Origin of the sequence: Paraburkholderia largidicola, assembly GCF_013426895.1 — a bacterium.
Classification (GTDB): Bacteria; Pseudomonadota; Gammaproteobacteria; order Burkholderiales; family Burkholderiaceae; genus Paraburkholderia; species Paraburkholderia largidicola.
In genome coordinates, this window is sequence record NZ_AP023174.1 from 747,417 (window position 1) to 767,906 (window position 20,490).

A 20,490-nucleotide genomic window follows, 5' to 3' on the forward strand; every position below is an offset into this window, starting at 1 on the left:
GCGTCATGACGCGTTGCTGCCGATATCAGCTGGCCAACGCGGCCTGAACCTTTTGCGCGACGTCGGTGGGCACCCACGCCTTCCACATGTCAGGGTGATCGCGCAGGAACTGCTTCGCCATCGTCGGGCCGTCGATCTTCTTGCTCGTCATGTCGAGGATGGTCTTGTTGAGGAAGTCCATCGGGAAGCTGACCTTCGAGTAGGTGTCCATCAGTTGCGGCTCGGCCTGATAGAACGGTGTCGACACACCGACCTTCAGATGCGACACGAGATACGACGATGCGCATTGCGACGTGCTGTTATCCGCGCGCAGCGTGTCCCAGCACTTCTGGTTGAACGCGGGCATCTTCAGCTGGACGAACTTGTACTTCGCCATCAGCGCCGCGGGTTCCCAGTAGTAGAAGAGGATCGGCTTGCCGCGCTGATACGCCGACTCGATCGCGGCGTCGAGCGCCGCGCCCGTGCCGGGGCGGAAGTCGGTGTACGAATCGTCGAGATTCAGCGTCTTCAACAGGCGCCGGTTCACGCGCTCGCAGTCCCAGCCCGACGGGCAGTTCAGGAAGCGGCCCTTGCCCGGCTCTTCGTCGTCTTCGAAGACGCCTTTGTATTTCGGCAGATCGTTCACCGACACGAGGTTCGGCGCGACGGGCTTGATGTTGCGCTTCGCGTCGCCCTTTACGACGTACTCGGGCACGAACCAGCCTTCATTGGTGCCGCCCGGCAGCGTGTCGCCGAGCAGCTTCACGTGACCGTCGGCCACCGCTTTTGCGATGATTTCCGAGCGGCCCGTCCACTGCTCGGACCACACTTGCAGATCGTCGCGAGACAGCGCCGTTTCCGTCGCGGCCGTGTTGCCGGGAATCGTGTCCGTCTTGCAGCCGTAGCCTTTTTCGGTGATGAAGCGCAGCACCTCCGACGTGAACGAACCGCTTTCCCACGTGACGCCCGCAAAGCGCACCGGCTTGCCAGCCGAGCACCAGGTGCCGGCGTGAGCGGCGGCGGGCCATAACGCGCCGGCGGCGAGCGCGACCGTGACGGTGCGCATCAGGGATCTGATCTGCATGGTGTGTCTCCGATTGTGATTGGATGTGTGGCGCTGTCGTCGAGCGCCTTTCGTGCGTTTCGTGTGTGCGGCGTCAGCCGTACGTGCTGCTGGAACCGAGCGTCGCGGCGAGGATGTCTTCGTCGATCGAAAGACCGAGGCCCGGCGCGTCTGACAGCGTGATCCAGCCTTCACTGTCGATATCGATCGGGTTCTTCAGCATGAAGTCACGGCGCGCGATCGACCATTCGGGCGGGTCGTACGGAAATTCGATGAACGGCGCGCTCGCGGCGCCCGCCGTCAGATGCAGGTTCGCCGCGAGCCCGATGCCGTTGCCCCACGTGTGCGGCGTGAAGACCTTGCCGTGTGCCTCGACGGCTTGCGCGAGCTTGCGCAGCCCTTCCATGCCTAGCGAGCACGCCACATCCGGCTGGAACACATCGAGACAATCGCGCGCGAGCAACTGATCGAACTCGTAGCGCTCGCGCGTCATCTCGCCGCCGGCGATACGCAATGCCGGCGACACCGCCTTGCGCAGCCGCGCCATGCCGTCGTAGTCGCCGCGATGCAACGGCTCTTCCATCCAGTAGACGTTGTGCTTTTCCAGTTCGCGTGCGACGGCGAGCGCTTCGTCGAAGGTCCACGGCGCGGCTGTGTCCCATGGCATGCGCCAGCCCTGATTGCAGTCGACCATCAGTTCGAGCCGGTCACCGACGGCGTCGCGCACGGCGGCGAGGACCGCGAAATCGTCTTGCAGTTGCGGACGCCCGAAGCGGATCTTGAGCGCCGGAAAGCCGCGTTCGACGACCTGCAGCGCCATGCGCGCCATGTCATCGGGCCGGCGATGCACGCCGCTCGACGCATACGCGCGAATCCGGTTGCTGCGCCCGCCCGCCATCTGCCAGCACGCTTCGCCGCGGATTTTCCCGGCGAGGTCCCACAGCGCGATATCGAGCGGCCAGGGACGGCCGGCATGAAAGCCGATGTTGTCGAGCACGGCGCTGTGGCGCGCGAGGTCGAGCGGATCGGTGCCGATGAACAGATGCTGATAGTCGGCGAAGCCGTACATCGCGTCGCCGGAGCCGATGCCGACGTGGCCGGCGTCGTCGTGAACGCGCACGATGGTCGCGGGAAATTTGCGGCGCGGCTGGCTATCCCACGAGGCGGGGAAGGGCGGCTCGAGCACCAGCTGATGGTGCGTTATGTCGATCCGGGTGATGCGGGCCTTTTGCGCAGTCCGGCGCACAGCCTCGCTTGCTTCACGATCCATCAGGCGTCTCCTCCTGAATTGACGCAGTGCGGCATTCAATGCGATGCGCAATGCGATTCGAATGGGATAAGAATGACGCCATGCTATGAAGGGGACGCAGGCAACTCAATCGCTTCAATAAAAGTAAATGACTGCATCCAATTCTGGGATATGCGTTGCGTATCATCCGAATGACACAACTCAACAAACTTCCGGAGACCGTCGCAACATGGCGATGAATGCCTGGCTGCCGAGAATCGAGGCGGGCAGCGAACCGAAATATCAGGTGATTGCGCGTGCGTTCGCGCAGGCCATCCTCAATGGGCAGTTGCCTGCCGGGGAGAAACTGCCGCCGCATCGTTCGCTGGCGAGCGAACTGAAGGTGACGACGGGCACGATCAGCCGCGCCTATGCCGAACTGGAGCGCCAGGGTCTCGCGAATGCGCGGGTCGGCGACGGCACGTATGTCGCGCAGGCGCGCTCGCGCGAGTTGCCGCCCGCGACCAGCGGTGGTTATGCGACGCTGCGACCCGGCGCGACCAGCGCGCCGCCGCTGATCGACCTCGGCCAGAACGTGCCGCAATCGACGGAAGAAGCGGCCGCGCTGTGCGCGACGCTCGCCGATATCGCCACCGACCAGCGCCTCGCAGCCGAACTGCTGCAATACGCGCCCGAAGCCGGCTCGATGCGCCATCGGCTCGCGGGCGCCGCGTGGCTCGGCCGTGCGGGCAGTCCGGCGAGCGCCGCGCGCGTGCTCGTCACGCAGGGCGCGCAACATGCGCTTGCGTCGGTGCTGCGCGCCGTCACGCGACCGGGCGACACGGTGCTGGCGGAGGTGGTCAGCTATCCGGGCATCATCGCGCTCGCAAGGCAACTGCGGCTGCATCTGGTGGGCGTCGAGATCGACCAGGAAGGGCTCGTGCCCGCCGCGCTGGAACTCGCGTGCAAGTCGCTGCATCCGCGCGCGATCTTCTGCGTGCCGACCATCCACAATCCGACCACGGCGACCATGTCGGCGGAACGGCGCGACGCCGTCGCGGAAATCCTGCAGCGTCACAGCGTGCTGCTGATCGAGGACATCGTTCCCGCCATGCTGATGGAAGCGCCGCCCGAGCCGCTCGCGGTGCGCATGCCGGAGCAGGCGTTTCTGATTGCGGGGCTGTCGAAGTCGGTGGCGCCGGGGTTGCGGGTCGGCTATCTGCAGGCGCCGAGCGCGTGGTGCTCGAAGATCGCCGCCGTGATCCGCAGCGACTGCTGGATGACGGCGCCGCTGATGGCCGAGATCGTGTCGCGCTGGATCGAAAGTGGCGAGATGGACCGGCTCAACGCGCTGCAGCGCGCGCGCATCGATGCCGAGCACGCGATCGCGGACGAAGCGCTGGAAGGCGTCACGTACCGCCACGCGATGACCAGCTCGCACTTGTGGCTGCCGCTGCCCGAGCCGTGGCGCGCGGCGGAATTCGCGGCGGCGCTGCGTCAGGAAGGCGTGCTCGTGAAAACGGCCGACAGCTTCGTGATCGGCCGCAACGCTGCGCCGCACGCGATCCGCGTGTGCATGAGCGGAGCGGTGTCGCTCGATGCGCTCGAGCGCGGTCTCGCGCTGATCCGCACGACGCTCGATCACGGGCTGGAAAGCGGCATGGCGTCGTCGTATGCGCCTTGATGCTGGCTTGCGGCACGTTGTCGTCTGACGGAATCACAGCGCAAGAAGCGGAGCGTAACGATCGGCTGAAACCGTGACGATGGGCTTTTCGTCATCGCGTCACGGAGGCTGCCGATGCGTTTTCCCTTGCCGTTCTCCTCGTCCCGCGCGACCTTGCCCGCGCCGTTCCAGCAGCTTGCCTGGTCGAACCTGGTCGCGCAATCCGCCGAGCAGATCAGTCTCGCCGCCGCGCCGCTCGTCGCCGTATTCACGCTCGGCGCGACCGCCCGCGATACGGGGCTACTGCAAACCGCGCAGACCTTGCCTTTCCTGCTGCTGTCGATACCGCTTGGCGTCTACGCCGACCGCCGCTCGCGCCGCGCGTTGATGGCGGTGTCGGAAGGCGTGCGCGCGCTGGCGATGGCGAGCGTGCTGCTGCTCGTGCTGGCGCATGCGTTGACGCTGCCGCTGCTCGCCGTGCTCGGCTTTCTCGGCGCGACGGGCACCGTGGCGTACAGCGTCGCCGCGCCGGCGCTCGTGCCTTCACTCGTTTCGCGCGATGTGCTTCCCGTCGCGAACGGACGCATCGAGCTGGCGCGCAGCGTCGCGTATTCGGCGGGGCCGGCGCTCGGCGGGTTGCTGGTCGGCTGGATTGGCGCCGGTTGGGCATATGGATGCGCGGCGGCCTTGTCGACGCTCGCCGCCGCGCTGCTGGCCGGCCTGCGCGAGCCGCCGCGCGCGACGACGGCCACTCGCCACTTCATGCTCGAACTGCGCGACGGCGCGCGCTTCGTGTTCGGCGACGCGCTGCTGCGTCCGATGCTCGCGACAGCCGTGTTCTTCAACATCGGCTTTTTCACGCTGCAGGCGGTGTATGTACCGTACGCGGTGCATCGGCTGGGTTTGAGCGCGTCGGCCGTTGGGGTCACGCTGGGCGCATACGGCATCGGCATGGTGTGCGGCGCGCTTGCGGCGCCATCTGTCGCGCGGCGCGTGACGTTCGGGCGCACGTTGATCGTCGGGCCGTTTTGCGGACTGGCCGCTTCGTTCGTGATGGTGGCGACGCTCGCCGTGCCGTCGTTCTGGCTCGCGGCGGCGAGCTTCTTCCTGCTGGGCGTGGGTCCGATTCTATGGACGGTCGGCTCGACGACGCTGCGTCAGGCGATCACGCCCGCCGGCATGATGGGGCGCGTGTCGGCGCTCAACAGCACGGCGACCTATGGCGCGCGGCCCATCGGTGCGCTGCTCGGCGCAACGATCAGCGCGCGCTTCGGCATGGATGCGTGCCTCGTCGCTGCCGCGCTCGGCTTTGCCGTGCAGGCGTGGATCATCGTCATTTCACCGGCGGCGCGGCTCGCGCGGATTCCGGACGGTGCCGCGGTGCTGTCGCCCTAAGGGGCGGCCTTTACCTTTACTCCTTGCCGAACTCCTTCGCTGCGCGGTCGATCGCATCCGCCGTCGCGCCTGCGTGCGCGACGGGCACCAGATGGCTCGACGGCGTCTCGACGATCGTCGCGCCGATCCGGTGTGCCATCCAGCGCTGGATTTCCGGCGACACGGCGCGGTCGCGCGACGTCACGATGTAGAACGACGGCTTGTAGCGCCACGCGGCTTGGGTCGCGTGTTCGTCGAAGGCTTTGGCGGCGATCGGCTGCTGCGCGGCGACGAGCACGCGCGTCAGGGTTTCGGGCACGTCGGCGGCGAAATCGCTGTGGTATCGCGCGGGGTCGAGCCACAGAAAGCCCGTGCTGTCCTTGATCATTGCCGAGCTGATGGGCATCTGCGGGCCGCGTTTGAGGATATCGACGGCCGACTCGCCGACGTCCGGCGCGATGGCCGCGACGTAGACGAGGCCGACCACCTTCGACGCGTCCGGTCCCGAGCCAGCCTCCGTGATCACGACGCCGCCCCACGAATGCCCGACCAGCACGGTTGGACCGGAAAGTTGAGCGAGCACCCGTTTGGTCGCGGCGAGGTCGTCGGCCAGCGACGTCAGCGGAATCTGCACCGACGCGACCCGGTAGCCCTTCTTCTGCAGCTTTGCGATCACGCCGTTCCAGCTCGAACCGTCGACGAATGCGCCGTGCACGAGCACGATGTTCTGGACCGGGCCGCTCGGTGGCGCGGCGACGGCGGCGGTACGGGGCGTGGGCGCAGGCGCTGCCGCGGGCGGCGGCGGTGCGGGTTCGGCCGCGGAAGGTGCGGGCTCGGCGGCTGGCGCGGGCGGCACATCCGGCGCCGCCGCTGGCGCAGGCTGTGGCGCGGGTTGTCCCGTCTGCGCGAACACGCCGGTGGTGGCGACGCAAGCGCCAAGGAGAACGGCATAGAGCAGACGTTTCGGCGACATGGCGACTCCATCGGCTGGACGGGATTCTGGGAACATACCGAACGCAAGCCAGGGTGACAACCGCTATCACACGGAGTTTTCGGACACGTTGCGCAACGGTTTGGCGGTTACGTGGAAATGTGTCGTGGCCGCGTCGATGCGGGCGCGGCGCGCTGCGACGCAGAATGCGCCGGGGCTGCCCGATAGGTGGGCACTGTGTCGAAGGGTACAATTTACGGTTTTTCCGGGCGGGTTCTGCCCGGGCAGTGCGTATTCAATGCAGTGGAGTGAGACATCTTGAACAACGGACAGCAGCATGACGGCCTGAAGCGTGGCCTGAAAAACCGGCATATCCAGCTGATCGCGCTGGGTGGTGCGATCGGCACGGGCCTTTTTCTCGGGTCGGCGGGCGTATTGAAGTCGGCGGGGCCTTCGATGATTCTCGGCTACGCGATCGGCGGCTTCATCGCGTTTCTGATCATGCGGCAACTCGGCGAGATGGTTGCGCAGGAACCCGTCGCAGGCTCGTTCAGCCACTTCGCGTACAAGTACTGGGGTGATTTCCCCGGCTTCCTGTCAGGCTGGAACTACTGGGTGCTGTATGTGCTCGTCAGCATGGCCGAACTGACGGCCGTCGGCACCTATGTGCACTTCTGGTGGCCTGAGGTGTCGGCGCTCGTGTGCTTCGTCATCGTCAACGCGATCAACCTCGCGAACGTGAAGGCGTACGGCGAGACCGAGTTCTGGTTTGCGATCATCAAGGTCGTGGCCGTGATCGGCATGATCGTGTTCGGCGGCTATCTGCTGATGAGCGGCCATGGCGGCCCGCAGGCGTCGATCTCGAACCTGTGGAGCAAAGGCGGGTTCTTCCCGTTTGGCTTCCACGGCCTCTTCATGATGCTCGCCGTGATCATGTTCTCGTTCGGCGGGCTGGAACTGATCGGCATCACGGCCGCCGAAGCCGACGATCCGCAGAAGAGCATTCCGAAGGCCGTGAATCAGGTGATCTACCGGATTCTGATTTTCTATATTCTCTCGCTGGTGGTGCTGCTGTCGCTGTACCCGTGGAATCAGGTGGCGGAAGGGGGCAGCCCGTTCGTGATGATCTTTTCGCAGATCGGCGCGGGTTTGACGGCGAACGTGCTCAACGTGGTAGTGCTGACGGCGGCATTGTCCGTGTACAACAGCGGCGTCTACGCGAATAGCCGCATGCTGTACGGCCTCGCCGAGCAGGGCAATGCGCCGCGTGCATTGCTCAAGGTCGACCGCCGCGGCGTGCCGTACATGGCGATCGGCCTGTCGGCCGTCGCGACGTTCGCTTGCGTGATCATCAATTACCTGATTCCAGCAAAAGCGCTCGACGTGCTGATGGCGCTGGTCGTCGCTGCGCTGGTGCTGAACTGGTCGCTGATCAGCCTCACGCATCTGAAGTCGCGTCGCGCGATGCTTGCGCAGGGCGAGACGCTTGTCTTCAGGTCGCTGTGGTTCCCGGTCGGCAACTGGATCTGTCTTGCGTTCATGGCGATGATTCTCGTGATTCTCGCGATGACGCCAGGACTGAACGTGTCGGTGCTGCTGGTGCCCGTGTGGCTCTTCGTGATGTGGGTCGGCTATATCGTGAAGCGCCGGCGCGCGGCTGCGCATCAACTGGCGGGTGCGGCGGGCGGGCGCTGAGCGCGCGCCGCATTTCTGACGCTATCGATGAACCAGAAGCCGGATTGGCCGTAAGGCGATCCGGCTTTTTTACGCGCCTGGCGCGCGGCCAGAAAACACAAAACCCGCGGCATCTAACGATGAACGCGGGTTCGTGTGAAGCAGAATTCTGGTGCCCAGGGCCGGACTCGAACCGGCACGCCTTGCGGCGGGGGATTTTGAGTCCCCTGCGTCTACCTGTTTCACCACCTGGGCTTGTGTTGCCGCCTTTGCAGGCTGTCTCGCACGGCTTTGACGCCACGCGAAGACGCAGATTATGGCGGAAAACCTCCCGGCGGGCAAGCCGGCCTGTGCTCGCGGGCTAGACCGTCCGCGAAAAGCGCTGCATGGCCTGCTGGCCGAGATAGCGGTCGAACACCATCGCGATGTTGCGTACGAGCATCCGCCCGGCGAGTTCCACATCGAGCCGCCGTGCGCCGATCTTCACCAGCCCGTCGTCCTCGAAGGCGCGTAACCGCTCCAGCTCCGGCGCGAACGCATCATGAAAGCGGATGCCGTACGCGGCCTCGAATTCATCGAAGCGCAGTTCGAGATTGCACATCAGTTGCGTGATGATGTCGCGGCGCAGCCGGTCGTCGGCGGACAGGCGCACGCCGCGTTTTATCGCCAGCTCGCCTTTGTCGATTGCTGCCGCGTAGCCCGCCAGGTCTTTCGCGTTTTGCGCATAGACATCGCCGACCTTGCCGATCGACGACGCCCCGAAGCCGATCAGATCGCATTCGGCGCGTGTGCTGTAGCCCTGGAAATTCCGATGCAGCGTGCGCCGCGCCTGGGCGCGCGCGAGTTCGTCGGTGGGCAGCGCGAAGTGGTCCATGCCGATGTACACATAGCCCGCGCCCGTCAGCCGCTCAACCACCAGCCGCAGTAGCGCAAGCCGCTCGGCAGGCGAGGGCAGCGTGGAAGCATCCATTTGCCGCTGCATCTTGAAGAGCTGCGGCATGTGTGCGTAGCCGAACACGGAGAGCCGGTCGGGCGCGAGTTCGAGCATCGTGTCGAGCGTCCTGCTGAAGCTGCTGACCGTCTGATACGGCAGCCCGTAGATCAGATCCACGCCGATCGAATGAAAGCCCGTTGCGCGCGCGGCGCGGATCACGCTTGCTGTCATCTCGAGCGGCTGGATGCGGTTGATCGCGCGCTGCACGACAGGATCGAAGTCCTGCACGCCGAGACTCAGACGGTTGAAGCCGAGATTGCGCAAATGCACGATGGTCTTCGGCGATGCTTCGCGCGGATCGACTTCGATCGAGAACTCGCCTTCGGCGTCGCTGCGCAGCAGGAAGTGCTCATGCGTCGTGGCCATCAGCTCGGCCATTTCGTCGTGCGACAGAAACGTCGGTGTGCCGCCGCCCCAATGCAGTTGCGACACAGGCCGCGCGGTATCGAACAGCGATGCCTGCAAGGCGATCTCGCGTTTGAGCCGCGCGAGATACCGCGCCGAGCGCGCGCGGTTCTTCGTCACGACCTTGTTGCAGCCGCAGTAGAAGCAGACGGTGTCGCAAAACGGAATGTGGAAGTACAGCGACAGGTCCGTCTCCATCGCGCCTTTGTCGGCGGCGGCGCGGCGATAGTCGTCGAGCGGGAAGTCGTCGCGGAACTGGAGGGCGGTCGGATAGGACGTGTAGCGTGGTCCGTTCGCGCTGTACCTGGCAAGCAGGTCGGGGCGGAACAGCGAATCCGCCGAGGGGAAGAGTGGGCCGGAGGGAGCGGTGTTCATCGGATGGGTCTCCAGACGCCCGCCGGACGATGCGCAAGCCGCTTGGGATGCGGCCCGTTCTGATGCTCGCGTCAACAGGGCAGGCGACACGCGAGAGTGGGTTTGAGCTCGAACGAGTGTACGGGAGCGCATGCGCGAGACGTTGCGTAAAAAGGTCACAACCCGTCAAATGGCACAATGTCGGTTGATGTGCGTCAAGTTTTTAGCGATTTGACGGCTGTCTCGAAGATTCGTATTCTAGGGAAGTGCGTTGTGTCCGTCCATTTATCCCAACCGCCGTCCGCCTCTGCGGATCACGCGTGCCGCCCGGATTGCGGCGCGTGTTGCATCGCGCCGTCGATTACCAGCCCGATTCCGGGCATGCCGAACGGCAAGCCTGCGGGCGTGCGCTGCGTGCAGCTCGGGGACAATGAACGCTGCAAGTTATTCGGTGACCCGCGGCGCCCTGCAGTCTGTGGCGGCCTGGCGCCGTCCATAGAAATGTGTGGCGCGAATCGCGACGCTGCAATTCAGTGGCTGGCAAGGCTTGAAGTGTTGACTGCGCCTTAAAGGTGCGGGCGTGTCGAAAGGCCCCAGTAGACCCAGCGGATTTGAACCGTGCGCCTTGCTGCCGATTTCAAGAAACAGGCAGTGGTATTGAATCAATCAAAGCGATTCTTCCAAAGCGCTGCCGCGCCGTGCAAACAATTTCTGGCGTACCCACCTGCTGACATTATCCGTTTGTTGCATGGCAGGTTTCTCGATAAATCGGAATGTCGTATAGCTAACAAAGACCAGGAGTGGGGTTGCCAATGAAATCACGAGCCAGTGTTCCAGAGGCGTAAAAAGCTTCGCATTTTGGATACCAATGACAAAATTAAAAAGTGCAAACAAAATAAATCCATGCAGGAGATAGATGCTGTAAGCGAGTTCCCCCAGCATGCGTGAGAGTTGATTGGTCAATGTGCCGAACAATGTGGCTCCGCCTGCGATCAAGGCAAAACTCAGGGAAAGGAGCGCAAACGGGATACGTGCATATGCCGTCGGAAACAGGATGAGTGCGACCGCGATTGCGGAGATTGCAATAAGCGACGCGCCCCTCGTTTCTGCGATCCGACGAAACCTGGCGTGACGACAAAGAAGTGCGGCAATTATTCCACTGAAAAATGGTCCAACGAATCTTAGATCCGTGTCGAGATGAATAAAATCGAGTGCGCCGATAAATCCGACTATCAGGACGGGAAGAACGGGGATGCTTCCCGTCGCAACCGCCAATAGAGGAAGGGATAAATAGAACGCCCATTCATAGGCTAGCGTCCATGGCACGCCTGCCAAAATGAGTTTGGTTTCCCCTATTCCATTTAAATCTGGTTCGCCAAAGCTTGCAAAACTCATCCATCTCAGGGCGGTGGCTGTCAGCGTTGCAGGTGATTGCGCCAATGTGAAATCAGACATCACAGCGACTGTGACGAAAAGCAGCAGCATGGCAAACAGATACAGCGGCGTAAGCCGCAGAATCCTGGAAACATAAAGTTTGATCCAATCAATTCCTTTTTTCTTTTCATTGATTATTTTTGTGAAAAACAGAAACCCGGTAATCATGAAAAACATGGACACACTTGCACGCCCAATATTTGCCATGAAGTTTGATGGAGGGGAATCAAATTGAGAGGTTCTGAGATAGAAATACCATATGCATGAATGGTGCAGAAAGACGAGAAAAGCCAGATATCCTCTCAGTCCGTCAATGGTGACAAAGCGCCCCTGAACTTTGGGAGCGCCAAATCGCCAGATCAAAACCTTCGACGTAGCGAGTGCCAGGAGTAACGCAAAAAAAACGGGGACGGGGCTGGTAGGGATTATCATCGGACTTTTGACCTGTTCATAAAACCAGTGTTTCGCCAGAGCAAAGTCAGCATAGCCCGTCCTTCCTTTCGAAAAGTCAGAGAGTTGCGGTGAAGTGTTGCCGAACGCTCATTGAATTTGAGCTGTATTCGAGAAACGGACGTGGTTGCCGGAGGCGGGCGAACCGGCAGCTATCCCATACACTACGCACAACGAGCCTGCGGGCGTGCGCTGCGTGCAGCTCGGCGACGATCTGCGCTGCGCGATTTTCGGCAAGCCGGAACGTCCGGCCTGCTGCTCGGGTCTACAGCCGCAGGCGGAAATGTGCGGCAGCTCGCGCGATGAGGCGCTCGTCTGGCTCGCGCGTCTGGAGGCCGACACGCGGCCGTGATCGCGGCGCAGGCTTCACGCAGCGCATCCGCTGAAAGACAGTCACTCGAATCCGTGCGCCGATACAGTCCGGAAAATCAACCGACACCGACGCGGCGCGCGCCGTTTCACAGCGGCCATCGTGCATGGCCGACAGGAGAATCCGCATGACCCGATCCGCTGCGCCCGCACGGCGCCGCTTTCTGATTTCCGCGTTGTCGGTCTGCGCGGCCGCGAGCATCACGGCGCCGCTCGCCGCGTGCGCAACGTCGACGTTTCCGTTTATTCCGGATCACTACACGTTTTCGCAGAAGCAGGTTCAGGAAGCCGTCCAGCGCAAGTTTCCGTATCAGCGCACGGTGTCACAGGTGCTCGATGTCGCGTTGAGCAATCCCGTCGTCGGCTTGCTGCCCGATACGAACCGCGTGTCGGTGCGGGTCGATGCGCGGCTCGCCAGTCCGTTCCTTCAGCAGCCCGTGAACGGCGTGCTCACGCTGTCGAGCCAGCTCGAATACGATCCGCAGAGCCGTTCCGTCGTGCTGCGCTCGCCCAATGTCGACAACGTGAGCGTCGACGGCAACGCGCAGCTCTACTCGCAGCAGATCAACGCGGCCGCTGCGCTGATGGCTACCCAGCTGCTGGCCAACTATCCCGTCTACACATTCAAGCCCGAGCAACTGCAATTTGCCGGAGTGAACTACGAACCCGGTACAATCACGGTCCTTACAAACGGCATACGCGTGCAGATCGTCGAAAAGTGACGCACGCGCGGCCGGACGGCCGCGCCATCCTGACTGACGCGGCCGCGCATCGCCTACCAACTCCAAGCGAAAAGGCCACGGATGGACTGGATACTCACGTTGAAGGCGCTGATTCTCGGCGTCGTGGAAGGCTTGACCGAATTCTTGCCGGTGTCGAGCACGGGTCACCTGATCGTCGTCGGCAGTGTGCTGAACTTCGATGTGCCGCAGGAAAAGACCTTCGATGTCGTGATCCAGCTCGGCGCCATTCTCGCCGTGTGCTGGGAGTTCCGGCAGCGCATCGTCGACGTCGTGTCGGGGCTCGGGACGCGCCCCGAGGCACGCCGGTTCACGCTCAACGTGATCATCGCGACGATTCCGGCAATCGTGCTGGGTCTGCTGTTCGAAAAGTCGATCAAGGCGGTGCTGTTTTCGCCCGTGCCCGTCGCGCTCGCACTGGTGGTGGGCGGCGTGCTGATCCTCTGGGTCGAGTCGCGGCAGCGCAACCGGTCGGACGTCCAGGCGCGCGTGCATTCGATGGACGACATGAGCCCGCTCGACGCGCTCAAGGTCGGCCTCGCGCAATGTTTCGCGCTGATTCCGGGCATGTCGCGCTCGGGCTCGACGATCATCGGCGGCATGCTGTTCGGGCTCGACCGGCGCGTCGCGACCGAATTCTCGTTCTTCCTCGCGATTCCGATCATCTTCGGCGCGACCGTCTACGAGCTGCACAAGGGCTGGCACGAACTGTCGACGGATGCGCTCGGGCTCTTCTCGATTGGCTTTCTGGCGGCATTCGTCAGTGCGTTTGCGTGTGTGCGCTGGCTGCTGCGCTACATCGCGGCGCACGATTTCAGCGCGTTCGCGTGGTATCGGATCGGCTTCGGCCTGTTGATCCTGCTGATCGGCTACAGCGGCGGGTTGAGCTGGGCGGATTGACGTTTCTCGCGCTTCTCTGAGTATCTGGCAGATGTGAAAACGGCCTGCGGTTTCCGAACCGCAGGCCGTTTCTGTTTCTGAAGCCGATGTTGCGCTTCAGCTATTCGGACGCCGTTTGTAAATCAGATCCCACACGCCGTGCCCGAGGCGCAGGCCGCGCTTTTCGAACTTCGTCACAGGACGATAATCTGGGCGCGGCGCGTAACCGTCAGCCGTGTTCTCCAAAACGGGCTCCGCGCCGAGCACTTCGAGCATCTGCTCGGCGTAGTTCTGCCAGTCGGTCGCGCAATGGATATACGCGCCCGGCTTCAGGCGCGACACCAGCAGCGCGACGAACTTCGGCTGGATCAGGCGGCGCTTGTGGTGACGCGCCTTATGCCACGGATCGGGAAAAAAGATGTGCACGCCATCCAGACTTTCCGGCGCGATCATGTTTTCGAGTACCTCGACGGCGTCGTGCTGGATGATGCGGATGTTCGACAGGTTCTGGTCGCCCATCAGCTTCAGCAGCGCGCCGACGCCCGGCTCGTGCACTTCGACGCCGAGAAAGTCGTCGTCGGGCCGGTGCGACGCGATCTCGGCCGTGGTGGCGCCCATGCCGAAACCGATCTCCAGAATACGCGGCGCGCGGCGGCCGAAGACGGTATCCCAGTCCGGCTGCTCGGGCGTGTAGGGCATGACGAAGCGCGGGCCGAGTTCGTCCATTGCGCGGCGCTGTCCCGTCGACACGCGGCCCGCGCGCGTCACGAAGCTGCGGATGCGGCGCAGGTGCAGCGCGTTGTCCGGCGCAGCGGGGTCGGCGGTTTGGGTCGGTTCGGGCAGTTCGTTGCTGGCAAGCCCGGAAGGATCGCGCGGCAGACCGGCTTCGTTCGGATCGTGAATCATCGTGATGAAGACAAGAGTGGCGGCGGGAAACGGCTGCGCGTGAGGGCGCGTCGTTCGAGCGTCGTTTGACATTCGCGGCAGGACGCACGCTATAAAAAAGCCGCCTTCAGGGAGGCGGCTCTCACGCTGGCTTCTCCGCCTGATCTCTCCGCCAGTGCGTGCTGCGGCAGAGGGAGCGGCTGAAAGTGGAGCGGGCGATGGGAATCGAACCCACGGCTCTAGCTTGGGAAGCTAGGGTATTACCATTATACGACGCCCGCAGAGCGCGCTATTTTACGCGGTTTCGGCGGCTTTGGGCAAATCGCCGGATGCGCTGGGCATCCGGCGCACCCGTCCGTTCAGATGCCGAACAGCGTCAGCGACACGGCCGCGCGCGTCACGACCATCAGCAGCACCTGGACGATCACGAACAGCAGTATCGGCGAAAGATCGATGCCGCCCAGGCGCGGCATGATCTTGCGCAGCGGATCGAGAAACGGCGCCGTCAGCTGGTACAGGATCGGCATGGCGGGCGAACGCGGGTTGAGCCACGACAGCAGCGCCATCAGGATGGTCAACCAGATCAGCAGATTCAGCGCCCATTTGATCACGGTCAGCAGCGCGACGATCAGCAGCGACGGCATCAGCCCGAGCGGATCGACGCCGACGATCGCGACCATCAGCACGACATACACGAGCGACGTAAGCAGCGTGGCGACGATGCTCGCCCAGTCGATCCCGCGCGTGCTGGGAATGATCTTGCGCAGCGGCAGCACGAGCCAGTTGGTCGCCTGCATCACCGCGCTCGACACCGGGTTGTACGGCTGCATGCGGATGAACTGGAGCCAGGCGCGCAGCAGCAGCGCCGCGCCGAACAGCGTGAAGATGGTATTGAGCAGAAAACGGGCGATATCGCCGAACATCGTGGGTCCTTTCCTTCAGAAAACGCCCCGTCGAGCGGGACGCATGGCGCCGGCGGGCCGGCGGACGGCTGACAACATCGAGCGCGCGACGTGCATTGCGCGGCTCGCCAGAATGCTTGTGCGTGCCGGTCGCGGCGCTAGACCGTGACCTTGACTTCGCTGATCAGGATCTTGCCGTTGCCGCCGTCCGTGTAATTCGGAATGTCGGCGAGCAATGTGTCGCTGGCGGGTTTGAAGACTTCATAAAACGCGTCGGCGGTATCGAACAGGAAATGCCCGGCCGCGACGAACGGCGGCGGCGAGCCCGGCGGCCCGGCGTTGATGCCGATGTCGACCGACCAGCCCTTGAGCGCCGCGCCGAAGAGCTTCGCGGCGAGCGGCATGTGCGTGCCGCAGTAATAGTCGACGTCGAAACGTCCGCCTTCTCGATACGGATAGAGGATGCTGACCTTGATCATTGTGCGTTCTCGTCGATTGGTCGCGATGCGCAGGAAGGCGTCGTGCGCCTGCTGCGTATCGTTGCCCGCGTGGTGGTCCAGCGTTGCCGGCGGGCCATGCGTGCCGCCGCGCCCCGTAAGGGACGGCAGCCCTAACGGCCTGCTCATGCCGGACGTCACATTATCACGGCTTACTCGGCGCTTGCACCTTTCGCAGCGCCTTTGAGCGTGCGGGTCAGCGAGCGCTCGACCGCCGCGCCGATGGCGTCGACGGCGGCGGGCGGCGTCGCGCGCTGGCGTGCGAGCGCGACCGCTCGCCGCGACATCAGTCCGAACAGCGCGCCATGGTCGCCGCCCAGTTCTTCCATCAGCGACAGTTGCTTTTCCACCACGCCCAGGTCGCCGCGCGAAACCGGTCCCGCGAGCGCGTTGGCGAGCCCCCGATCGCGGGCCGTTTCGAGCGTGCCCGCCATCATCGGGAGCAGCGCGCGCAGCGTGTCGCGTTCGTCGAAGCCGAGCCTGCGCCACAGGTCGACGTTCTCAGCCAGATTGCATAAGGCGAAACTCGCGGCGTAGTGGGCCGCCGCGTGATACAGCAGCCGTCCGCCGGCGGGAATCGACAGCGGATGGCAGCGCAGCGCGGCGGCGAGTGCCATCAGCGCATCCTTGAGCGCGCCGTCGGCTTCGATCGTCACCGAGCAGCCGGCGATGCGATCGACATCTGTCAAATCGCCGCTGAACAGGTAAAGTGGGTGAAAACCGCCGATCGACGCACCTTGGTCCCGAGCCGGGGCAAGCAGTTCGACAGGTGACGCGCCGCTGCAATGCACGACGGCCCAGGCTTCCTTGCCGGGCGCCGCGCGGGCCGGAAACGCGAGTGTGTTCGCTGTCGAACCGATGCTGTCATCGGGGACGGTTAAAAAGAGTATGTCCGCCGACTCGACGGCCCGCTGAGGGTCGTCATACGCGGCGCAGGATTCGATCTGACTGGCGAGCTGCCGTGCCGATTCCGGCGTGCGGCTCGCAATGGCCGTGACGGGATATCCGGCGCGTGCGAAGCCGAGCGCAAGACAGCGCGCAATCCGGCCCGCGCCGACGAAGCCGAGGCGCGGCAAGGAGGGCTGGGACATGGTTCCTGCTCCCGACGGGACTGAGGGCGGAAGCTGGAGTATCGCGCTCCAATAAATCCAGGGCGCGAACTGGCGGTTTTCGCAGGTGGTTTGGGCGCATGCAGACGCGCGTTTCGCGGTCAACTGATGCTTTCAGGGCCGCTCGCGAACGTGCGGGTGTGGCAACACGGGCAGACAGGCGCGAAAACTGCTTCAGCATTTCCGTAGGAGTGGATTGGCAGTCACCTTGGTTTTCAATGTCTCGCAGTCAGAATCGGGAGGTCACGATGAGCATCTTTGCTTACCGAAAGCACTTGCGGTTCCTCACGCATTCCCAACGCCGTCGCTGGTGGGATCAGAAGAAGCGCCTCACCCCACGGGTCAAGATCAGCGGCGCTTATGTGCCGCCTAACGTCACGCGCGAGTTCACGTACGTCAAAGTCGGTTGACGCCCGTTTCATCTCCGATCACGAAACGCCCGGCCACGCGCCGGGCGTTTTTCATTTGTGCGGCGCGTCTCGTTCAGCAGCGTGCTGATGCGCGCCAGCAACGCCAGTCGTGGAATTTGTAAATAAACATTACCGAAGCACGCGAAGCCCGGCGGACAACGGCGGTCAGGACGTCCGATTCGCATGGGATCGGCGGCCAAGCCCTTGATTTTGCCAATGATCCGCATCATCTGACCAATGTGTAATGAACGCCGACTGACGAATCGCTTTACGGCAATTGCAATTTGCAACAAATGCAGACAACGGCGTGCAGGCTTTTTCGTTACATTGAACTCAGAGCATGTCCGTCATGCGACCCGGTCGTGGTGGCCGAGCCGCCAGGAGAAATACAAGTGAAGAAGATCGTTCCGTTTATCGCTGCCGCCGCACTCGGGGTGGGTATGACCACTGCGGCGCAGGCTCATGTGTCCGTTGGCATCGGCATTGGCGTTCCTGTCGCACCCGCTTATCCCGTCTATGCCGCGCCGCCGCCCGCGTACTACGCGCCGCCGCCTCCGCCTGTGGTGTATGCACCGCCGCCCGTGGTCTATGCGCCGCCTGTCGTAGTCGGCGGGTATTACGGCTATCACCGGCCTTATTACCATCACGGCTATTACGGCCGTCCGTACTATCGCTATTGATGTTCTGGCTGCGTAGCGTTCAGGCGCTACGCGAGTCGAATCGAAAAACGGCGCAACGCCGGCATATCGCCGCGTTGCGCCGTTTGCATTTCGCGGGCCGATCGACTCGCGGGTGCGGCTTCTGTCAGTTCGCCGCGTGGGCCGTCTGCACGATCAGATCGTGGTAGCCGTTGGCAATCACGCTGTACGAGAAATAAGCGAACAGCAGTGCGGATAGCACGTGACAGAGGCGCAGCAGACTTGTGCCCGCGCGTTTGCGTCCGTGGCTCGCGAGGCCGCAGATAAACAGCGTCCAGCACAATCCGCCGAGAAAAAAGCCGCCGAGGAACACGGGCGCAGTCGTCACCGTCGTTGCGCCAGCCTTGGCGATCAGCGCGCCGCCGACAGCAGCGAACCACAGGATAGCGCTCGGCGACGAGACGGCGAGCAGCACGCCACGCAGGAAGCTGCGCGTCGGATCGAGATGCGGCGTCGACGCGTCGGCTTCGCCTTCGACGGGTGGTGCCGAGGCCGGAACCAGCGCCTCGCGCGCCATCTTCCATGTCAGAAAAAGCAGGATCGCCGCGCCGCCGATCCATACGACCCAGCGCACCGATTCGAATTGCAGCAGCGCAGCCATGCCCGCGAGCGCGAGCGCCGCATAGATGAGATCGCCGACACAGGAGCCGAGGCCGAGCCAGAATCCGGGCCTGAAGCCGTGTGACAACGTCAGCGAGATGATCGCGACGTTGACGAGACCGATATCGAGGCACAACGACAACGACAGAAAAAAACCGTCCGACAACATCGACAAGCTACGCATCTGTCCAACCGTGTTGATGATTTATTGTTATTGAAACCTGCGCGACTCACAGGCCGAGTTCGTTCCACAAGCCGTCGATGCGCGTCTTGACGGCATCGTCCATCACGATCGGCCGGCCCCATTCGCGGTCGGTTTCACCGGGCCATTTATTGGTCGCGTCGAGTCCCATCTTCGAGCCGAGACCCGCGACGGGCGACGCGAAATCCAGATAGTCGATCGGCGTTCGATCGACCAGCACGGTATCGCGCGTCGGGTCGATGCGCGTCGTGATCGCCCAGATCACTTCCTTCCAGTCGCGAATGTTGACGTCTTCATCCACGACGACGATGAACTTCGTATACATGAACTGCCGCAGGAAGCTCCACACGCCGAACATCACGCGTTTCGCGTGGCCCGGATAGCTCTTCTTCATCTGCACGATGGCCATCCGGTAGCTGCAGCCTTCAGGCGGTAAATAGAAGTCCGTGATCTCGGTGAACTGCTTCTGCAGCAGCGGCACGAACACCTCGTTCAGCGCGACGCCGAGCACGGCGGGTTCATCGGGCGGCTTGCCCGTGTAGGTGGAGTGATAGATCGCGTCGCGGCGCATCGTGATGCGCTCGATCGTGAAGACAGGGAACCACTCCTGCTCGTTGTAGTAGCCGGTGTGGTCGCCGTATGGGCCTTCGAGCGCGTGCTCGTAAGCGGCGCTCGCGCTTTTCGACGGACGCGGCGGTGCGCCATCGGGCGCCGGTGCCGGCGTGCCTTCCTGTGGGTAGATGAAGCCTTCCAGCACGATCTCCGCGCGCGCCGGCACCTGCAGCGTGTCGACGCCGGGCGTGATGCACTTCGCCAGCTCGGTGCGCCCGCCGCGCAGCAGGCCGGCGAACTGGTATTCGGACAGCGTGTCGGGCACGGGGGTCACCGCGCCCAGGATCGTCGCCGGATCGGCGCCGAGCACCACGGCAACGGGATACGGCTTGCCGGGGTTCTTCAGCGCGAACTCGCGGAAGTCGAGCGCGCCGCCGCGATGCGCGAGCCAGCGCATGATGACCTTGTTACGCCCGATCACCTGTTGACGATAGATGCCGAGGTTCTGCCGCGTCTTGTTTGGGCCGCGCGTGACTGTGAGACCCCAGGTGATCAGCGGACCCGCGTCGCCGGGCCAGCAGGTCTGGATGGGCAGCTTCGCGAGATCGACGTCGTTGCCTTCCCAGACGATTTCCTGGCAGGGCGGGGCGTTCACCGTCTTCGGCGCCATGTCCCACACCGCCTTCGCAAGCGACAGCAGCTTGCCCGCGTCCTTGAGGCCCTTGGGCGGCTCCGGCTCCTTCAGCGCGGACAGCAGACGCCCGACATCGCGCAGCGACTCCAGCGCCGCGCTGTCGCTGTCGGCGGCGCCTTGTACGGCGGAATCGATGCCCATGCCGAGCGCGACGCGCCGCGGCGTGCCGAACAGATTGCCGAGCACCGGGAACGCATGCGTCTGCTTCGACTCGAACAGCAGCGCGGGGCCGCCTGCGCGCAGCACGCGATCGCACAGTTCGGTCATTTCCAGGATAGGTGACACGTTTTGCGAGATACGGCGCAGTTCGCCGAGCGATTCGAGGCGGCTTGCGAAGTCGCGCAGGTCTTTGTATTTCATCGGTCCGGTCTGGCAGCCGCGAAGCGGCCATGCAAGGGCTGAAA

The 20,490-nt window shown here is 63.6% G+C and carries 20 protein-coding genes, 2 tRNA genes and 1 pseudogene; 9 read left to right on the forward strand and 14 right to left on the reverse strand.

Going from position 1 to position 20,490, the window contains the following annotated elements; genetic code table 11:
* Window positions 1-25 precede the first annotated feature (25 nt).
* The gene (locus PPGU16_RS03305) at window positions 26-1,063 is read right to left on the reverse strand and encodes an ABC transporter substrate-binding protein (RefSeq protein WP_180721695.1); all 1,038 of its coding nucleotides are present in this window, start codon (window positions 1,061-1,063) and stop codon (window positions 26-28) included.
* Window positions 1,064-1,136: 73 nt separating this feature from the next.
* On the reverse strand, window positions 1,137-2,312 hold the full coding sequence (locus PPGU16_RS03310; RefSeq protein ID WP_180721696.1) for a mandelate racemase/muconate lactonizing enzyme family protein: 1,176 nt from the start codon (window positions 2,310-2,312) through the stop codon (window positions 1,137-1,139).
* A 208-nt stretch (window positions 2,313-2,520) separates the two neighbouring features.
* Between PPGU16_RS03310 and PPGU16_RS03315 the strand changes: the two genes are divergently transcribed.
* Both PPGU16_RS03315 and PPGU16_RS03320 read left to right on the forward strand, forming a co-directional pair.
* Complete coding sequence (locus PPGU16_RS03315; protein WP_180721697.1) at window positions 2,521-3,954, forward strand: aminotransferase-like domain-containing protein; 1,434 nt, start codon at window positions 2,521-2,523, stop codon at window positions 3,952-3,954.
* Window positions 3,955-4,068: 114 nt separating this feature from the next.
* The gene (locus PPGU16_RS03320) at window positions 4,069-5,328 is read left to right on the forward strand and encodes an MFS transporter (protein ID WP_180721698.1); all 1,260 of its coding nucleotides are present in this window, start codon (window positions 4,069-4,071) and stop codon (window positions 5,326-5,328) included.
* Window positions 5,329-5,344: 16 nt separating this feature from the next.
* Here the strand turns inward: PPGU16_RS03320 and PPGU16_RS03325 are convergent, their stop codons facing one another.
* Window positions 5,345-6,280 (reverse strand): alpha/beta fold hydrolase, encoded by a 936-nt coding sequence (locus PPGU16_RS03325; protein WP_180721699.1) that lies wholly within the window; start codon window positions 6,278-6,280, stop codon window positions 5,345-5,347.
* A 276-nt stretch (window positions 6,281-6,556) separates the two neighbouring features.
* Between PPGU16_RS03325 and PPGU16_RS03330 the strand changes: the two genes are divergently transcribed.
* Complete coding sequence (locus PPGU16_RS03330; RefSeq protein ID WP_180721700.1) at window positions 6,557-7,933, forward strand: amino acid permease; 1,377 nt, start codon at window positions 6,557-6,559, stop codon at window positions 7,931-7,933.
* Window positions 7,934-8,082: 149 nt separating this feature from the next.
* Here the strand turns inward: PPGU16_RS03330 and PPGU16_RS03335 are convergent.
* A tRNA-Leu gene (locus PPGU16_RS03335) sits at window positions 8,083-8,167 on the reverse strand.
* 106 nt (window positions 8,168-8,273) lie between these two features.
* Complete coding sequence (hemN, locus tag PPGU16_RS03340; protein WP_180721701.1) at window positions 8,274-9,686, reverse strand: oxygen-independent coproporphyrinogen III oxidase; 1,413 nt, start codon at window positions 9,684-9,686, stop codon at window positions 8,274-8,276.
* Between the two features lie 252 nt (window positions 9,687-9,938).
* On the opposite strand from hemN, the gene PPGU16_RS03345 reads away from it, so the two are divergent.
* Window positions 9,939-10,235: a YkgJ family cysteine cluster protein gene (locus tag PPGU16_RS03345; protein WP_238269177.1), complete on the forward strand. Its 297-nt coding sequence runs from the start codon at window positions 9,939-9,941 to the stop codon at window positions 10,233-10,235.
* Between the two features lie 96 nt (window positions 10,236-10,331).
* Here PPGU16_RS03345 and PPGU16_RS03350 read toward each other — a convergent pair whose 3' ends face one another.
* Window positions 10,332-11,531 carry an acyltransferase family protein gene (locus tag PPGU16_RS03350; RefSeq protein ID WP_180721703.1) on the reverse strand — a complete coding sequence of 400 codons (1,200 nt, stop codon included), beginning with the start codon at window positions 11,529-11,531 and terminating at the stop codon, window positions 10,332-10,334.
* 193 nt (window positions 11,532-11,724) lie between these two features.
* Here PPGU16_RS03350 and PPGU16_RS03355 point away from each other — a divergent pair.
* The 3 genes and pseudogenes from PPGU16_RS03355 to PPGU16_RS03365 form a co-directional block, all read left to right on the forward strand.
* Window positions 11,725-11,901: pseudogene (locus PPGU16_RS03355) on the forward strand (YkgJ family cysteine cluster protein); the annotation flags it as partial.
* Between the two features lie 145 nt (window positions 11,902-12,046).
* Entirely contained in the window at window positions 12,047-12,640 is a 594-nt protein-coding gene (locus PPGU16_RS03360) for a DUF1439 domain-containing protein (protein WP_180721705.1), read from the forward strand.
* Between the two features lie 81 nt (window positions 12,641-12,721).
* On the forward strand, window positions 12,722-13,558 hold the full coding sequence (locus PPGU16_RS03365) for an undecaprenyl-diphosphate phosphatase (protein ID WP_180721706.1): 837 nt from the start codon (window positions 12,722-12,724) through the stop codon (window positions 13,556-13,558).
* Between the two features lie 96 nt (window positions 13,559-13,654).
* On the opposite strand, the gene trmB is transcribed toward PPGU16_RS03365, so the two are convergent.
* The 5 genes from trmB to PPGU16_RS03390 form a co-directional block, all read right to left on the reverse strand.
* Complete coding sequence (gene trmB, locus PPGU16_RS03370; RefSeq protein ID WP_180722534.1) at window positions 13,655-14,443, reverse strand: tRNA (guanosine(46)-N7)-methyltransferase TrmB; 789 nt, start codon at window positions 14,441-14,443, stop codon at window positions 13,655-13,657.
* A 186-nt stretch (window positions 14,444-14,629) separates the two neighbouring features.
* Window positions 14,630-14,703: transfer RNA gene (locus tag PPGU16_RS03375), tRNA-Gly, on the reverse strand.
* A 78-nt stretch (window positions 14,704-14,781) separates the two neighbouring features.
* A complete protein-coding gene (locus PPGU16_RS03380; RefSeq protein WP_035986104.1) occupies window positions 14,782-15,345 on the reverse strand; it encodes a YggT family protein in 564 nt (187 codons plus the stop codon).
* A gap of 137 nt (window positions 15,346-15,482) precedes the next feature.
* Window positions 15,483-15,803 (reverse strand): EthD family reductase, encoded by a 321-nt coding sequence (locus PPGU16_RS03385; RefSeq protein WP_180722535.1) that lies wholly within the window; start codon window positions 15,801-15,803, stop codon window positions 15,483-15,485.
* A gap of 170 nt (window positions 15,804-15,973) precedes the next feature.
* Complete coding sequence (locus PPGU16_RS03390; protein ID WP_180721707.1) at window positions 15,974-16,912, reverse strand: Rossmann-like and DUF2520 domain-containing protein; 939 nt, start codon at window positions 16,910-16,912, stop codon at window positions 15,974-15,976.
* 266 nt (window positions 16,913-17,178) lie between these two features.
* Here PPGU16_RS03390 and PPGU16_RS03395 point away from each other — a divergent pair, with 266 nt between their 5' ends.
* On the forward strand, window positions 17,179-17,340 hold the full coding sequence (locus PPGU16_RS03395; RefSeq protein WP_007735200.1) for a hypothetical protein: 162 nt from the start codon (window positions 17,179-17,181) through the stop codon (window positions 17,338-17,340).
* An 8-nt stretch (window positions 17,341-17,348) separates the two neighbouring features.
* Here PPGU16_RS03395 and PPGU16_RS03400 read toward each other — a convergent pair whose 3' ends face one another.
* Window positions 17,349-17,570, reverse strand: a complete 222-nt coding sequence (locus PPGU16_RS03400; protein WP_180721708.1) for a hypothetical protein — start codon at window positions 17,568-17,570, stop codon at window positions 17,349-17,351.
* 162 nt (window positions 17,571-17,732) lie between these two features.
* Between PPGU16_RS03400 and PPGU16_RS03405 the strand changes: the two genes are divergently transcribed.
* A complete protein-coding gene (locus PPGU16_RS03405; RefSeq protein WP_180721709.1) occupies window positions 17,733-18,020 on the forward strand; it encodes a hypothetical protein in 288 nt (95 codons plus the stop codon).
* Between the two features lie 124 nt (window positions 18,021-18,144).
* Here the strand turns inward: PPGU16_RS03405 and PPGU16_RS03410 are convergent, their stop codons facing one another.
* Both PPGU16_RS03410 and PPGU16_RS03415 read right to left on the reverse strand, forming a co-directional pair.
* The gene (locus PPGU16_RS03410; protein WP_180721710.1) at window positions 18,145-18,822 is read right to left on the reverse strand and encodes a LysE family translocator; all 678 of its coding nucleotides are present in this window, start codon (window positions 18,820-18,822) and stop codon (window positions 18,145-18,147) included.
* 46 nt (window positions 18,823-18,868) lie between these two features.
* Window positions 18,869-20,446, reverse strand: a complete 1,578-nt coding sequence (locus PPGU16_RS03415) for a UbiD family decarboxylase (RefSeq protein WP_180721711.1) — start codon at window positions 20,444-20,446, stop codon at window positions 18,869-18,871.
* Window positions 20,447-20,490 lie beyond the last annotated feature (44 nt).